The organism is Kosakonia sp. BYX6 (assembly GCF_038449125.1).
Lineage (GTDB): Bacteria > Pseudomonadota > Gammaproteobacteria > Enterobacterales > Enterobacteriaceae > Kosakonia > Kosakonia calanthes.
Genome location: NZ_CP151800.1, coordinates 4391081 through 4406859, shown reverse-complemented (window position 1 = coordinate 4406859; position 15779 = coordinate 4391081). Strand labels below are relative to the sequence as shown.

Sequence of the window (15779 nt, the reverse complement as noted above, 5' to 3'; positions counted from 1 at the left end):
CCGAATAGGATTTAGATATCAAATCTGTCACTATCGCGGCGTTACGAATTCATCGAGCTGTACCCTACAATGCAGCCGAACTAAAAAAGAAAGGGCTTCCTACGGGAAGCCCTAATTCTTTCAGTGACATAGCTTAAGGGATAAGCAGGCTTGAACCCTGCGTCGCACGGCTCTCTAACATCTCATGCGCCCGTTGCGCATCTTTCAGCGCAAACTTCTGGTTCTCTGCCACATCCACTTTAATCACTCCGCTGGCGATCAGCGAAAACAGCTCGTTGCTGGCTTCCTGTAACTCTTCACGCGTAGTGATGTAGCCATTCATCGACGGACGGGTGGCGTAGAGTGAACCTTTCTGGTTAAGGATCCCAAGGTTCACACCGGTGACCGGCCCAGATGAATTACCAAAGCTCACCATCAGGCCACGGCGGCGCAGGCAGTCGAGGGAGATTTCCCACGTGTCTTTACCCACTGAATCGTATACCACGCTGACTTTTTTGCCGCCGGTAAGCTCTTTCACCCGCTCCGCCACATTTTCTTCGGTGTAGTTGATCACCTGCCAGGCGCCCGCCTGCTGCGCGCGCTGGGCTTTTTGCGCGGATCCGACAGTACCGATCAATTTCGCGCCGAGCGCTTTAGCCCACTGGCAAGCGATAAGCCCAACCCCGCCCGCGGCGGCGTGGAACAGAAATACTTCATCGGGTTTGATTTCGTAGGTTTTGCGTAGCAGGTAAAACACCGTCAGCCCTTTCAAAAACGACGCAGCAGCCTGTTCAAAAGAGATGGCGTTCGGCAGAACCGCCACTTTATCGGCCGGAACATTATGGACCGAGCTGTAAGCACCCAATGCGGATTGCGCATAAACCACGCGATCGCCGACATGAATATGCGTTACGCCGCTGCCCACTTTACTTACCACACCTGCCGCCTCTGTCCCCAGCCCGCTTGGCAGCGAGGGCGTCGGATATAATCCGCTGCGAACATAGGTGTCGATGTAATTGATACCAATGGCTTTATTCTCCACCTGCACTTCATTTTCTGCCGGATCTGCGGGCGAAAACTCCGCCACGTTCAACACATCAGGCCCACCATGCTTGTGAAATTCTATTCTTGTCGCCATGCTTCCTCCTGAACTCTGTGATAATCTCTCAAACCATTCATTACCCGGATAGCTCCTTTCACTATGGCAGGAAATAAACCCTTCAACAAACAGACTGAACCCCGCGACATCAAGCTTGAGGGGATGAAAGTTCCTCCGCATTCCATCGAAGCGGAGCAGTCAGTGTTGGGCGGGTTAATGCTGGACAACGAGCGTTGGGACGACGTCGCCGAACGCGTTGTTTCTGATGACTTTTATACGCGCCAGCATCGCCATATCTTTACGGAAATGCACCGCCTGCAAGAGATGGGTAAACCCATCGATCTGATTACGCTGGCGGAGTCGCTCGAGTTACAGGGCCAGTTAGAGATTGTCGGCGGTTTCGCCTACCTGGCGGAGCTTTCCAAAAATACGCCAAGTGCGGCAAACATCAGCGCATATGCGGACATCGTGCGTGAACGTGCCGTTGTTCGTGAAATGATCTCCGTAGCGAACGAAATCGCTAACGCCGGTTTTGATCCGCAGGGCCGCACCAGCGAAGAACTGCTGGATCTGGCGGAATCCCGCGTTTTTAAAATCGCCGAAAGTCGCGCCAATAAAGACGAAGGCCCGAAAAACATCGCCGATGTGCTCGAGGCGACTGTTGCGCGTATTGAGCTGTTATTCCAGCAACCGCACGACGGCGTGACCGGCGTGAACACCGGTTACGATGATCTCAATAAAAAAACCGCCGGTTTGCAGCCGTCGGATTTGATCATCGTCGCGGCTCGTCCGTCGATGGGTAAAACCACCTTTGCGATGAACCTCGTCGAAAACGCGGCGATGTTACAAGATAAGCCGGTATTGATTTTCAGTCTCGAAATGCCCTCCGAACAAATTATGATGCGTTCTCTCGCGTCGCTGTCGCGCGTGGATCAAACGCGTATTCGTACCGGCCAACTGGACGATGAAGACTGGGCGCGCATCTCCGGCACCATGGGCATCCTGCTGGAAAAACGCAATATCTACATTGATGACTCTTCCGGTCTGACGCCGACGGAAGTCCGTTCTCGTGCGCGGCGCATTGCCCGCGAGCATGGCGGCATTGGCCTTATTATGATCGACTATCTTCAGCTGATGCGCGTCCCGGCGCTGTCGGACAACCGTACGCTGGAAATCGCTGAAATCTCCCGCTCGCTGAAAGCGCTGGCCAAAGAGTTGCAGGTGCCGGTGGTGGCGCTGTCGCAGCTTAACCGCTCTCTGGAACAGCGCGCCGACAAACGCCCGGTCAACTCCGATTTGCGTGAATCCGGTTCTATTGAGCAGGACGCCGACTTGATCATGTTTATCTACCGTGATGAGGTTTATCACGAAAACAGTGACTTAAAAGGCATTGCAGAAATCATTATTGGTAAGCAGCGTAACGGCCCGATCGGTACGGTACGTCTGACATTTAATGGGCAGTGGTCGCGTTTTGATAATTATGCAGGGCCACAGTACGACGACGAATAAAATCTTCTTCATCCTTCGCGTTGCAGGTGTGTTGACTGCGCCCGCTCACCCCGGTCACTTAGTTTGTCTAAGCTCCCGGGGATTCCCGGGCTTGTCGCCTTCCTGCAGCACGAATGATTTCGAAGATTGCTGATAAAGATTGGTGATAAGGAAAAACATGCAAGCGGCAACCGTAGTAGTTAACCGCCGCGCTCTGCGACACAATCTGCAACGCCTGCGCGAACTGGCTCCCGCCAGCCGACTGGTTGCGGTCGTGAAAGCGAACGCCTATGGACACGGTCTTCTCGAGACCGCGCGAACGCTCCCCGATGCCGATGCTTTCGGCGTCTCCCGTCTTGAAGAAGCCCTGCAACTGCGCGCGGGCGGCATTACACAACCCATCTTGTTACTGGAAGGTTTTTTCGCCGCCAGCGACCTGCCTTTGGTAGCGGAAAACCAACTGCATACGGTTATTCATAGCGTTGAACAGCTTGAAGCGCTGGAAACCGCGATGCTAAAAGAACCGGTCACCGTATGGATGAAACTCGATACCGGCATGCATCGACTTGGCGTACACCCCCATGAAGCCGAGGCGTTTTACGCCCGCCTGTCGCAGTGCGCAAATGTGCGCCAGCCGGTGAATATCGCCAGTCACTTTGCCCGTGCTGATGAACCGCAATGCGGCGCGACAGAGCGCCAGCTCGATATTTTCACCACCTTCACCGAAGGGAAACCCGGCTTGCGTTCGATTGCCGCATCGGGCGGTACGCTGCTGTGGCCGCAATCTCATTTCGATTGGGTACGTCCCGGCATCATTTTGTACGGCGTTTCACCGCTGGACACAAAACCCTGGGGCGCGGATTTCGGCTTCCAGCCGGTCATGACGCTGAAGTCACAACTGATTGCCGTGCGCGAACATCAAACCGGCGATCCGGTGGGCTACGGCGGAACCTGGGAAAGTACGCGCGACACCCGCTTGGGCGTGGTCGCCATGGGTTACGGCGACGGTTACCCGCGCGCGGCGCCGTCCGGTACGCCTGTGATGGTTAACGGGCGCGAAGTGCCGATTGTCGGGCGCGTGGCGATGGACATGATTTGTGTCGATCTCGGCCCGGATGCGCAGGAAAAAGCCGGTGATGAAGTGGTGCTGTGGGGGGACGGTTTGCCCGTTGAACGCATCGCCGAAGTCACAAAAGTGAGCGCTTACGAACTTATCACGCGCCTTACTTCAAGGGCGACACTTGTCTATATCGATTAAACGTTAGCGCTTTCCTTACCTGGAAAGCGCTGCTCCTCTCGATCTTCCTTAGCTTCCGGTTTATTGTGGTGGGCCTGCCCACTGTAAACCTGGAGAATACAAGCGTGTTTCAGAAAGTTGACGCCTACGCCGGCGACCCGATTCTTTCGTTGATGGAGCGTTTCAAGGAAGACCCACGAAGCGACAAAGTTAACCTCAGCATTGGGCTGTATTACAACGAAGATAATATTATCCCGCGCCTGCAAGCCGTTGCCGAAGCTGAAGCGCGTCTCACTGCCCAGCAACATGGCGCATCGCTCTATCTGCCGATGGAAGGCCTCAACAGCTACCGTCACACCATCGCTCCGCTGCTGTTTGGCGCAGAAAGTCCGTTATTAACGCAAAAACGTATTGCCACCATCCAGACGCTGGGCGGCTCTGGCGCACTGAAAATCGGCGCGGATTTTCTGAAACGTTACTTCCCCAACTCGGGTGTTTGGGTGAGCGATCCGACCTGGGAAAACCACATCGCCATCTTTGAAGGCGCTGGCTTCGTAGTCAGCACTTATCCGTGGTACGACAACGCCACCCACGGCGTGCGTTTCGAGGCGTTTCTGGAAAAACTGAACACTCTGCCGGAGCAGAGCATTGTGCTGCTGCATCCGTGCTGCCATAACCCGACCGGCGCGGATTTAACCAACGCTCAGTGGGACCAGGTGGTAGACGTGCTGAAAACGCGCAACCTGATTCCTTTCCTCGATATCGCTTATCAAGGTTTTGGCGCGGGTATGGAAGAAGATGCCTACGCGATTCGTGTTATCGCCAATGCGGGCTTGCCGGCACTGGTCAGCAACTCATTCTCGAAAATTTTCTCCCTGTATGGCGAGCGCGTCGGCGGGCTTTCCGTGGTGTGCGAAGATGCCGAAGCCGCGAGCCGCGTGCTGGGTCAGTTAAAAGCCACCGTGCGCCGCAACTACTCCAGCCCGCCGAATTTTGGTGCGCAGCTGGTGGCAACGGTGCTCGGCGATGCAGGTTTAAAAGCCTCCTGGCTGGCGGAAGTGGAAGCCATGCGCATGCGTATTTTGGCGATGCGCCAGGAACTGGTGAACGTGTTGAAAGACGCGGTACCGGGCGGCAATTTTGATTACCTGCTCAAACAGCGTGGCATGTTCAGCTATACCGGTCTTAGTGCGGCGCAAGTTGATCGTCTGCGTGAAGAGTTCGGTATTTACCTGATTTCAAGCGGGCGTATGTGTGTGGCGGGCCTGAACAGCCGTAATGTGCACCGCGTGGCGCAAGCATTCGCCGCAGTTATGTAAGTACTCACTTACTTAGCGCTATTCCTGCCCGATCCTCTGCGCTTTCGCAGGGGATCATCACCCTCTGTATTCTCTTAATCTATGGATATTCCACAGAAAACTCTTTTTTTAACCCGTCTCTGGGGTTAAGGTCTGGTAGTATTTTGACCATTCGCACCATTTATAAAATATAACGAACTGATAATTTAGGGATAAATATGCGAAAGTTCACTCGTGCTCTTGGCGCTGCTTGCCTGTGGATAGCATTTGGCAGCGCTGCGGTTTATGCCTCCGCGCCTTCGCCCGTGACTGAGGGCACCAATGTTGCAAAACTCGCCGAACAGGCGCCCATCCACTGGGTTTCCGTGGGGCAAATTGAACGCTCGCTGCTTGAGCGCCCGCCCATGGCAGTGGGTTTTGATATTGATGACACTGTACTTTTTTCCAGCCCCGGCTTCTGGCGCGGTAAAAAAACCTGGTCGCCCGACAGCGAAGCCTATCTGCAAAACCCGGCATTCTGGGAAAAGATGAATAACGGTTGGGATGAATTCAGCATTCCCAAAGAAGCGGCGCGCCAGTTAATTGCCATGCATGTGAAGCGCGGCGACAGCATCTTTTTCATTACCGGACGTAGCCAGACCAAAACGGAAACGGTGTCGAAAACGTTACAGGACGATTTTCTTATTCCCGCCGCCAATATGAACCCGGTGATTTTCGCGGGCGATCAGACAGGTCAGAACAACAAAACCCAGTGGCTGAAGGCGAAACAAATTCGCATTTTTTACGGCGATTCAGACAGCGATATCACGGCGGCGCGTGACAGCGAAGCGCGGCCTATCCGCGTGCTGCGTGCGTCCAATTCGACATACCGACCGTTGCCGCAAGCGGGCGCGCTGGGCGAAGAAGTGATTGTCGATTCTGAATATTGATGTTTTGACGGTTTTTTAAACTAAATCGGGCGGTCGGGTTTCCCCTTTTGGCGTCATGCTGCACACTTACAAGGATTCATTTTCCGAAAGGAGCAGCAAATGTGGTACCAACAAACCCTTACGCTTGGCGAAAAACCGCGCGGTTTTCATCTGGTCACTGACGAGGTGCTCGGGCAAATTCGCGATCTCTCCCGCGTGAAAGTGGGTTTGTTGCACCTGCTTCTTCAGCACACTTCCGCTTCTCTCACCCTGAATGAAAATTGCGATCCCACTGTGCGCCACGATATGGAGCGCCACTTTTTAAACGCTGTGCCGGACAACGCGCCGTATGAGCATGATTACGAGGGGCCGGATGATATGCCGTCGCATATTAAATCTTCCACGCTTGGCGTTTCACTGCTGTTGCCTGTGCAAAACGGGCGCGTAGTGCTTGGTACATGGCAGGGGATTTGGCTGGGAGAGCATCGCATCCATGGCGGTTCGCGGAGGATTATCGCGACACTACAAGGGGAATAAACGATGACAATTTCGGAGTTGTTGCAATATTGCATGGCGAAACCCGGTGCAAAGCAGAGCGTGCACAGCGACTGGAAAGCCACGCAGATTAAGGTCGCAGACGTGCTATTCGCGATGGTGAAAGAGGTGGAAGGTCGCCCGGCGGTGTCGCTGAAAACCAGCCCGGAGCTGGCGGAACTGCTGCGCGTTCAGCATGCAGATGTACGCCCCAGCCGCCATCTGAACAAAGCGCACTGGAGCACGGTTTATCTTGATGGTTCACTGCCGGATTCGCAGATTTACTACCTGGTGGATGCCTCGTACAAGCAAGCCATTGAGCTGGTGCCGGAAAACATTCGACACCAGCTTTTAGTGTGACTACTTCAGCATCGGTTTGAGGAACCGCGCTGTATGCGACGCTTCGCATTCGGCGACGGTTTCCGGCGTACCGGAGACTAAAATTTCCCCGCCGCCGCTACCGCCTTCCGGGCCGAGATCGACAATCCAGTCCGCGGTTTTAATCACGTCCAGGTTGTGCTCAATCACCACAATGGTGTTGCCCTGATCCCGCAACTGATGCAGCACGTCCAACAACTGCTGGATATCGGCAAAGTGCAGGCCGGTGGTCGGCTCATCAAGGATGTAGAGCGTCTGCCCGGTGCCGCGTTTCGACAGCTCGCGCGCCAGCTTCACGCGCTGGGCTTCACCGCCGGAAAGCGTGGTCGCCGACTGGCCAAGACGAATATAGGTCAGACCGACATCCATCAGCGTTTGCAGCTTACGCGCCAGCGCCGGAACGGCATCAAAGAACGCGCGTGCTTCTTCAATGGTCATATCCAGCACTTCGTGGATGGTCTTGCCTTTGTATTTGATTTCCAGCGTTTCGCGGTTATAGCGTTTGCCTTTGCACTGGTCGCACGGTACGTAAATATCCGGCAGGAAGTGCATTTCGACTTTGATCACGCCATCGCCCTGGCAGGCTTCACACCGCCCACCGCGCACGTTGAAGCTGAAACGCCCCGGCGTGTAACCGCGAGAGCGGGATTCCGGCACGCCAGCGAACAGTTCACGCACAGGCGTAAAGACACCGGTGTAGGTCGCCGGGTTGGAACGCGGGGTACGGCCAATCGGGCTTTGGTCGATATCGATCACTTTATCGAAATGCTCAAGCCCCTGAACGTCACGGTACGGCGCAGGTTCCGCGATGGTCGCGCCGTTCAACTGGCGCTGGGCAATCGGGAACAGCGTGTCGTTAATCAGCGTCGATTTGCCGGAGCCGGAAACACCCGTGATACAGGTGAACAGGCCAACCGGCAGCGTTAACGTCACGTCTTTCAGGTTGTTACCGCGCGCGCCGGTCAGTTTCAGCACTTTTTGCGGATCGGCTTTCACGCGCTGTTTTGGCAGCTCGATTTTGCGTTTGCCGCTCATATACTGACCGGTGAGGGATTCCGGCACCGCCATGATCGCGTCCAGCGAGCCTTCGGCTACCACCTGGCCGCCGTGCACGCCCGCGCCCGGACCGATATCGATCACATGGTCCGCCGCGCGAATCGCGTCTTCGTCATGTTCAACGACAATGACTGTATTGCCGAGGTTACGCAGATGAATCAGCGTACCCAGCAGGCGTTCGTTATCGCGCTGATGCAGACCAATAGACGGTTCATCCAGCACGTACATAACCCCCACCAGGCCCGCGCCGATCTGGCTTGCCAGGCGAATGCGCTGCGCTTCGCCGCCGGAAAGCGTTTCTGCCGAGCGGGAAAGGGTCAGGTAATTCAGGCCGACATTGACCAGGAATTTCAGACGATCGCCAATCTCTTTCAACACTTTTTCAGCGATTTTTGCCCGCTGACCCGAAAGTTTCAGATTGTTGAAGAAGTCCATCGCATGACCGATGCTCATATCGGAAATGGTCGGCAGCGGGGTGTTTTCCACAAACACGTGGCGCGCTTCGCGACGCAGACGCGTCCCTTCACACGAGGTGCATGGACGGTTGCTGATAAACTTCGCCAGCTCTTCACGCACCGCGCTGGATTCCGTCTCTTTATAACGGCGCTCCATGTTGTGCAGCACGCCTTCGAACGGGTGGCGACGCACCGAGGTGTCGCCGCGATCGTTCATGTATTTGAATTCAATAGACTCTTTTCCGGAACCGGACAGAATTACTTTCTGCACGTTGGCGCTCAGGCTTTCCCACGGCGCTTCGACGTCGAATTTATAGTGTTCCGCCAGTGATTTGAGCATCTGGAAATAGTAGAAGTTACGGCGATCCCAGCCGCGAATTGCGCCACCGGCCAGCGACAATTCCGGGTTCTGGATGACGCGGTCTGGATCGAAATATTGCTGCACGCCAAGGCCGTCGCAGGTCGGGCACGCGCCCGCCGGGTTGTTGAACGAGAACAGGCGCGGTTCCAGTTCGCGCATGCTGTAGCCGCAAATCGGGCAGGCGAAGTTAGCGGAAAACAACAGTTCTTCGGCGTTCGGCTCGTCCATATCGGCGACGACCGCCGTACCGCCGGAGAGCTCCAGCGCTGTTTCAAAGGATTCCGCCAGGCGCTGGGATAGATCGCTACGGACTTTAAAGCGGTCAATCACCACTTCAATGGTGTGTTTCTTTTGCAGTTCAAGACTCGGTGGATCGGACAGATCGCAGACCTCGCCGTCGATACGTGCGCGGATATACCCCTGGCTTGCCAGGTTTTCCAGCGTTTTGGTGTGTTCACCTTTACGCTCTTTGATCACCGGCGCCAGCAGCATCAGGCGTTTACCTTCCGGCTGCGACAGCACGTTATCCACCATCTGGCTGACGGTTTGCGCCGCCAGCGGCACATCGTGATCCGGGCAGCGCGGTTCGCCAACGCGGGCAAACAGCAGACGCAGATAATCATGAATTTCGGTTATGGTGCCGACGGTTGAACGCGGGTTGTGCGATGTCGACTTTTGCTCAATAGAGATGGCAGGGGACAGACCTTCGATGTGGTCAACGTCCGGTTTTTCCATCAGCGACAGAAATTGACGGGCATACGCGGAGAGGGATTCCACATAGCGACGCTGCCCTTCAGCATAGAGCGTATCGAAAGCCAGCGAGGATTTGCCCGAACCCGACAGCCCGGTGACAACAATCAGTTTGTCGCGAGGGATGACGAGGTTGATGTTTTTGAGATTATGGGTGCGCGCGCCCCGTACTTCTATCTTATCCAATCCATTCACCTTTTACCCGGTGGAACACATTTTGCCTGGTGTGTTTGAAGGACAACCGGCGGTCACAAACGGCTAATTATGACACAATTTAACCTGAATGAATATACAGTGTTCGAATGCCTCTTTCGTACAGGTACGCAAAATTAGGCGGTCCGTGAGAGATCTCTGGAACGTGCTTCGCAGCTATCAAAATGCTACATGGAAATGGTACACTCGCGCGTTTACACTACTAAGAAACGTTTTCAGGAGACACGATCATGGCCAGCAGAGGCGTAAACAAGGTGATTCTCGTCGGTAATCTGGGCCAGGACCCGGAAGTACGCTACATGCCGAGTGGTGGCGCAGTTGCCAACATTACGCTGGCTACTTCCGAATCCTGGCGTGACAAGCAGACCGGCGAAACGAAAGAGCAGACTGAATGGCACCGTGTTGTGCTGTTCGGCAAACTGGCTGAAGTGGCGGGTGAATATCTGCGTAAAGGTTCTCAGGTTTATATCGAAGGCCAGCTGCGTACCCGCAAATGGACCGATCAATCCGGTCAGGAAAAATACACCACTGAAGTCGTTGTCAACGTTGGCGGCACCATGCAAATGCTGGGTGGACGTCAGGGCGGCGGCGCACCGGCAGGTGGCGGCCAGGGCCAGCAGCAAGGTGGTTGGGGTCAGCCTCAGCAGCCGCAGGGCAATAACAACCAGTTCAGCGGCGGCGCGCAGTCTCGTCCACAGCAGCAGTCCGCACCGGCGCCGTCTAACGAACCGCCGATGGACTTCGACGACGATATCCCGTTCTGATTCTTGTCATCAGATAACAAAAAACCCCGCTTTTTAGCGGGGTTTTTTGTGTTCAGTACCTTTAAATCTACAAACCAAAGCCCGTTCTAATACGATAGGCGATATCTTCAAGGCTACTGCGCACACTGAGTTGTTTGACATCAATTTGCTCATCAGGCAATTGCGCGAGGAATTGCGTGATATCAGCCCGAATACTATCGGGAATATCTATCGCTTTTTCAGTTAGTTGGCCGGATAAGCGGATCACATCGTTTCGATGTTTAGTGATATTTTTCGAATCGATCAGTTCTCCCGCAGCCTTACGGGCACTCAGATCTAGCCATGCTTTCATTTTGAAGGGAATCAGCCGATCCGCGCCAATATAGGAGAGGCGTTCTGTGTGCTGTAAACCTTCTCTCAGAAAAGCGTAGTAATCGTCATTGAGAAGAATGGCGGAGAGGCTGGAAACGCCTTCTTCTGTCGGAATCCACGTGATCTGAGCATCTTCTGGTTGTGCTATCCCTTCCGGAGCGCGCGAAAACAGCTCAATTTGCATAGGGAAGCTTATGTCCGCAGGCTGCTGGAAGCGATAGAAAATGGGCTTACCACCCCCGGTTTGGCGAATTCTATAGCCCCCGGACTTAATAAAATCCCAAAACCGGTTCACGAATTCAGGACTGAGCGCTTCAATAATCAGCACGATATCGAGATCTTTTGTCGCACGAAACGTTTCACCCGCCTCATCCATGGTTATCCAGGATGCCACGCCACCAATCAATACGTACTGATCCTGATAGTCTTTAAAATGCTCACCGAAGCGTGTTAATCCCCGAATGCCATCCATGTGTTTTCCTCCTTAAGTTCACTCAGCGCTAATTGGACACGTTCGTCCTTGTCATCTTTCAGAGTCAAATAGAGCGAAACCTCATCGACAATATGCGTAAACGCTTTAGGGCTACGGTAACGCCAGATTTCCACCGTCGCTTTGGCGCTGTCGATATGAGCGACTTCCTCAAATTCGTGGTCCTTCACCATCGCGCTGAAAACCTTTTGCGTCATGGCAAATACAGGCTTCGAGCCAGGTGCGAGCAGGGTATATTCCGCCAGGGCAGTGTCACCTGCGTAACAAATCCCATTATTTAATGGTGGAATCTTGTTAACCCAGACTCTTTTTTTAACGGGGCTGCGAAGCATTTTGAGGGCTTTTCCGAAGGTTTTGCTACGCGAATATTTGAGTTTGTAGAGTCTGGTCGAAAAATCTTTTTCAGAAATCAATGTCAGAAGCCCTGATTCCCTTAACTCAGCTATAGCCCTGGAGAGGGTTACCCGGCTGTATTTGTAGGAACCCATCAATTTTTCTGCCGTGTAAAGCGCATCGGGTTTGAACGCGGATTCATCAAATAAAAGCTGAATAAACATCGCTTGCGTTGCCGGAGAAAATTCACTCTCTTCGAGCACTTTCTTTTTCCTGACGCTGAATGCTTCCCGCAGATCCATGGCTAATTCAGGAACAAAAAATTGCTTTCTGATGGCAATAAAATTGATGTGGTTATCAATTAAGCTTCGGCGTTCCACCAAGGAAATCGCGTTACTGATATACACCACAACCCAATCCGTCGCCTTTTCGATAACCGCCAGGCGTTTCCTTAAAGCGACGATGCCGGGGTAATCATCCTCACGCTGTAGCGCCGCTAGCATGATTAAGGGAGTTGTCGTGCCCGGCACATTAATTTCCAGTTTGAAGAGATAAAAGGCTTCCTGCACGCTGAAGGGGACGTCGAGTTTTATCCTGGTGAGCTTGGTGCGAAAACCTAAGATGGATTCGAGATATTCGCGTAGCGCTGCTGCCTGAGCGTTCATTTCCAGTCCCGTGTAAAGGCATTTTTTGCAGTGTAAGCTCGAATGGTTTACACGTCAAAAAATAGCTTTACGCATTGTGCGATGGTTGCCACTATTCAATAACAAAAACCCCGCTTTTCAGCGGGGTTTTTGTTTAACGCTTCAGCGTAATCTCTTTCATCGCATTCCAGATCCGCTGCTTATCCTGTTCATGTAAATTCTTTTGCTGGATGGCATTTATAAACTCGTCTTTGTCTCGTTCCGTCAGACGCGCCCCGGCGTTCAGCCGCTCTGCCATCGTTTTAAGAATTTGGTCGCTGAGTTGGCTAATTTGATAGCGCACCTCATCCAGCGGGCGGGGGTGCCAGTTGGCTTCCGGCGCGGGCAGCCAGTCGGCGCGGTAACGGTACTGAATGGCCTTTGCGGCGTCCATTTGCGCCTGAATAAAAGGCTTCACGCTCTCGCCTCTGATACCCAGCGCTTCCGCGTCGGCAACCGCACTCTCGAGTACCTTCTTTTCTTGCTTGAGATCTTCAATAGCCTGGTGATGCAGTGCTTTGTACCCGGCGACATCTTTCATCCAGGATAAGCGTTCATTGACCAGTGAGCCAATGGAAGGGGCAGTGTTTGAGGCTGCCGCAGCGGAGAAACTCGCGGCAGCGAGAAGTAACACGGCGGAGTAAATCTTGTAATCCATAATCAATCTCCGAAGACGATAAAAGTGGCCTTTCACCTGATACTTCTGGGTGTATTCGAACCAGAGAAGCACTTCAGTACGGAAAAAGAATGCAAATGTGATTTTACAGCCGCGTGATTATACGAAAAAACCGTAATTCCATTGTGAAATTACGGTTTCTGTTTGTTACATCATTAACACATTACTTTGACACATCAGCACCAAAGTACTTCTGGGAAATGCGCTCATAAGTGCCGTCGGCTTTGATCTCTTCCAGCGCTTTATCAATCGCCGCTTTCAGTTCCGGGTTGCCTTTACGGATCAACACGCCGGATTTCTCCGCGTCAGACTGTGCCGCCACAATTTTCACCGGCGCGGCAGGTTTATGTTTTTTGAAATCAAGGTAAGACAGGTTGTCGTTGATGGTCGCGTCAGCACGCCCCTGAACCACCAAATCCACCGACTGGTTGAAACCGTCGGTCGCAACGATATCCGCGCCGTATTTACGCGCGATCTGCGCATAGTTACTGGTCAACGAATGGGCAGATTTCTTGCCTTTCAAATCGTCGAAACTCTTAATGTCGCTGTTCTTGGTGTTCACAATCAGCACGGCTTTTGACGCGATGTACGGCTCGGAGAAGTCATATTTCTTCTGGCGCTCCGGCGTGATACCAACCTGGTTGATCACCGCGTCATAACGGTTAGCGTCGATACCGGCGATCAGACCGTCCCATTTGCCTTCAACAAACTGTGCGTTCACTTTCAAACGCTTAGCGATTTCCTGGCCGATCTCAACGTCAAAGCCTTCCAGCGTGCCGGAAGCATTATGGAACGTGAATGGCGGATAAGTCCCTTCAGTACCGATTTTCAGTACGCCAGCGGACTGAATTTTTGCCAGATCGTCCTGCGCCAGCGCCGCGTGGGCAAAACCAAGTTGCATAACTCCGGCAAGAACGAGTGTTGCGAATGCCTTCATGTCAATTACCCCGTAACTATTGTTATTAAATCGCCCCGATATCCGGAAGCGCTGTGCTTAAAGAGGCGATAAACTCCGCGGTCCGGGGTTTCTTCGCATCCGTGAAAAGAGATTTAGCGCTGCCCGCCTCGACGATCTCCCCGGCTTCGAGGAACACCACCTGGCTTGCGATATTCGCCGCTAATCGCAGGTCGTGCGTAGCCATAATCATCGTCGTGCCTTCCTGCGCCAGTTGGCGCAACACCGCAACCACCTCGCCGGATAACTCCGGGTCAAGGGCGGACGTCGGTTCATCGCACAGCAACACGGCAGGAGAGGGCGCCAGCGCGCGGGCAATCGCCACGCGTTGTTGCTGGCCGCCGGAGAGGGTGTTAGGCAGCGCATTGCGTTTGTGCAACATGCCGACTTTCTCCAGCAACGCTTCGCCACGCTTGCGGGCGTGTGCGCGATCCCATTTGTGCACCGTCACCAGCCCTTCGGTAATGTTGTCGAGGGCGGTCATATGCGGAAACAGCGCGAAGTTCTGAAACACCATGCCTGTCTGGCGGCTAATGCGGCGAATATCATGGCCTTTAATGCGGGCGTTCGGCGCGAATTTAATCTGCTCTATCCCGATGGTTAATTCGCCCGATTGCGGAATTTCCAGCAGGTTAATACAACGCAGTAAGGTACTTTTACCGCTGCCGGAAGGGCCAATTAACGCGGTAACCGTCCCTTCTTCAATCGTTAAATGGATATCCCGCAAAACACGATTGCCGTCAAAACTCTTATTAATGCTGGAGAGCGTTATCACTGACCTTCTCCTTAACTGTCGTGCCCGCTAATTTCCGTTCCAGCTTCTCCTGCAAATGAGATAAGACAGAACTGAAGAACAAATAAATCACCGCGGCTTCGCTATACAGAATTAATGGTTCATACGTTGTAGCCGCAATTTGTTGCGCGGCGAGAAACATCTCCGGCACGGTAATGACCGAAGCGAGCGAGGTGTCTTTCACCAGCGAAATAAAGGTATTGGAGAGCGGCGGAACGGCGATGCGCGCGGCCTGCGGCAGAATGATCCGGCGCAGCGCCTGCGCCCAGGTCATGCTAATGGAGTGCGCGGCTTCCCACTGGCTTTTCGGCACGGCGAGCAGGGTGGCGCGGATCACTTCCGAGGTATAGGCGCCAATATTCAACGTGAAACCGATCACCGCCGCCGGAAAAGCGTCAATGGTGATCCCGGCGCTCGGCAACGCATAGAAAATCAAAAAGAGCTGCACCAATAATGGCGTGCCGCGAATCAGCCAGACATAAAATCTGACCACCGGTTTAAGAAATGCCGGCCCGTATAACCGCAACAGCGCAACAATAAACCCGAGAGACAAGCCGAGAATAAAAGAGCTAAGCGTTAATGGGATCGTAAATTTTAGCCCTGCGGAAAGCATCGGCCAGAAAGAATCAATCGCTAAGGGTAACCATGTTGGCACTACACACCTTCCGGAAAGCTTGTTACCAGAAAAAGCTGGCAGAATGATAAATGATAAGCCTAGTTTATAATTCTGATGCTGTATTAACGCGGATTATATGCTTTGCGCCTACAGCGAAAACGAATATATGCGCATAACGTTAGTACTAAATGTGCTAAGCCATGCTTTTTCGCTACAAGCGATACGCGGCCATTTCCCCTCTGATTGCACCATTTGCGTGTTATTGCTCCTTCACTGCACCAAATAAGGGCACCATCAAGGTGCGTAAAATTTGATCAGTCTGATGTGAATTCAATCATTTCAGCTAATTACGCTTTGGCATT

Annotated in this window: 15 protein-coding genes; 7 read left to right on the top strand and 8 right to left on the bottom strand. The window is 53.4% G+C overall.

The features are described from left to right. Positions 1-133 precede the first annotated feature (133 nt). The gene (locus AAEY27_RS20595) at positions 134-1117 is read right to left on the bottom strand and encodes a quinone oxidoreductase (protein ID WP_342322638.1); all 984 of its coding nucleotides are present in this window, start codon (positions 1115-1117) and stop codon (positions 134-136) included. Between the two features lie 63 nt (positions 1118-1180). On the opposite strand from AAEY27_RS20595, the gene dnaB reads away from it, so the two are divergent. The 6 genes from dnaB to AAEY27_RS20565 all read left to right on the top strand — a co-directional run bounded on the left by dnaB (position 1181) and on the right by AAEY27_RS20565 (position 6903). Then, a complete protein-coding gene (gene dnaB, locus AAEY27_RS20590; RefSeq protein ID WP_342322637.1) occupies positions 1181-2587 on the top strand; it encodes a replicative DNA helicase in 1407 nt (468 codons plus the stop codon). A gap of 157 nt (positions 2588-2744) precedes the next feature. Then, positions 2745-3824, top strand: a complete 1080-nt coding sequence (gene alr, locus AAEY27_RS20585; RefSeq protein ID WP_342322636.1) for an alanine racemase — start codon at positions 2745-2747, stop codon at positions 3822-3824. A gap of 104 nt (positions 3825-3928) precedes the next feature. After that, entirely contained in the window at positions 3929-5122 is a 1194-nt protein-coding gene (tyrB, locus tag AAEY27_RS20580) for an aromatic amino acid transaminase (protein WP_342322635.1), read from the top strand. A gap of 197 nt (positions 5123-5319) precedes the next feature. Then, entirely contained in the window at positions 5320-6030 is a 711-nt protein-coding gene (gene aphA, locus AAEY27_RS20575) for an acid phosphatase AphA (RefSeq protein ID WP_342322634.1), read from the top strand. A gap of 99 nt (positions 6031-6129) precedes the next feature. Further along, the gene (locus AAEY27_RS20570) at positions 6130-6546 is read left to right on the top strand and encodes a secondary thiamine-phosphate synthase enzyme YjbQ (protein ID WP_342322633.1); all 417 of its coding nucleotides are present in this window, start codon (positions 6130-6132) and stop codon (positions 6544-6546) included. Between the two features lie 3 nt (positions 6547-6549). Further along, complete coding sequence (locus AAEY27_RS20565; protein WP_342322632.1) at positions 6550-6903, top strand: MmcQ/YjbR family DNA-binding protein; 354 nt, start codon at positions 6550-6552, stop codon at positions 6901-6903. On the opposite strand, the gene uvrA is transcribed toward AAEY27_RS20565, so the two are convergent. Beyond that, a complete protein-coding gene (uvrA, locus tag AAEY27_RS20560) occupies positions 6904-9729 on the bottom strand; it encodes an excinuclease ABC subunit UvrA (RefSeq protein ID WP_342322631.1) in 2826 nt (941 codons plus the stop codon). A gap of 257 nt (positions 9730-9986) precedes the next feature. Between uvrA and ssb1 the strand changes: the two genes are divergently transcribed. Further along, positions 9987-10520, top strand: coding sequence for a single-stranded DNA-binding protein SSB1 (gene ssb1, locus AAEY27_RS20555; RefSeq protein ID WP_342322630.1), 534 nt, complete (start codon positions 9987-9989; stop codon positions 10518-10520). A 67-nt stretch (positions 10521-10587) separates the two neighbouring features. On the opposite strand, the gene AAEY27_RS20550 is transcribed toward ssb1, so the two are convergent. From AAEY27_RS20550 to AAEY27_RS20525, 6 genes are all read right to left on the bottom strand, one after another. Next, complete coding sequence (locus AAEY27_RS20550; RefSeq protein WP_342322629.1) at positions 10588-11343, bottom strand: hypothetical protein; 756 nt, start codon at positions 11341-11343, stop codon at positions 10588-10590. After that, the gene (locus tag AAEY27_RS20545; RefSeq protein WP_342322628.1) at positions 11322-12359 is read right to left on the bottom strand and encodes a hypothetical protein; all 1038 of its coding nucleotides are present in this window, start codon (positions 12357-12359) and stop codon (positions 11322-11324) included. Before AAEY27_RS20545 ends, AAEY27_RS20550 begins: the two co-directional genes overlap by 22 nt. A 133-nt stretch (positions 12360-12492) precedes the next feature. Then, positions 12493-13035 (bottom strand): chorismate mutase, encoded by a 543-nt coding sequence (locus AAEY27_RS20540; protein ID WP_342322627.1) that lies wholly within the window; start codon positions 13033-13035, stop codon positions 12493-12495. Positions 13036-13216: 181 nt separating this feature from the next. Then, positions 13217-13990 (bottom strand): amino acid ABC transporter substrate-binding protein, encoded by a 774-nt coding sequence (locus AAEY27_RS20535; protein WP_342322626.1) that lies wholly within the window; start codon positions 13988-13990, stop codon positions 13217-13219. 25 nt (positions 13991-14015) lie between these two features. Beyond that, on the bottom strand, positions 14016-14783 hold the full coding sequence (locus AAEY27_RS20530) for an amino acid ABC transporter ATP-binding protein (RefSeq protein WP_342322625.1): 768 nt from the start codon (positions 14781-14783) through the stop codon (positions 14016-14018). After that, the gene (locus tag AAEY27_RS20525) at positions 14761-15456 is read right to left on the bottom strand and encodes an amino acid ABC transporter permease (protein WP_342322624.1); all 696 of its coding nucleotides are present in this window, start codon (positions 15454-15456) and stop codon (positions 14761-14763) included. The genes AAEY27_RS20530 and AAEY27_RS20525 overlap by 23 nt, the downstream gene beginning before the upstream one ends. Positions 15457-15779 lie beyond the last annotated feature (323 nt).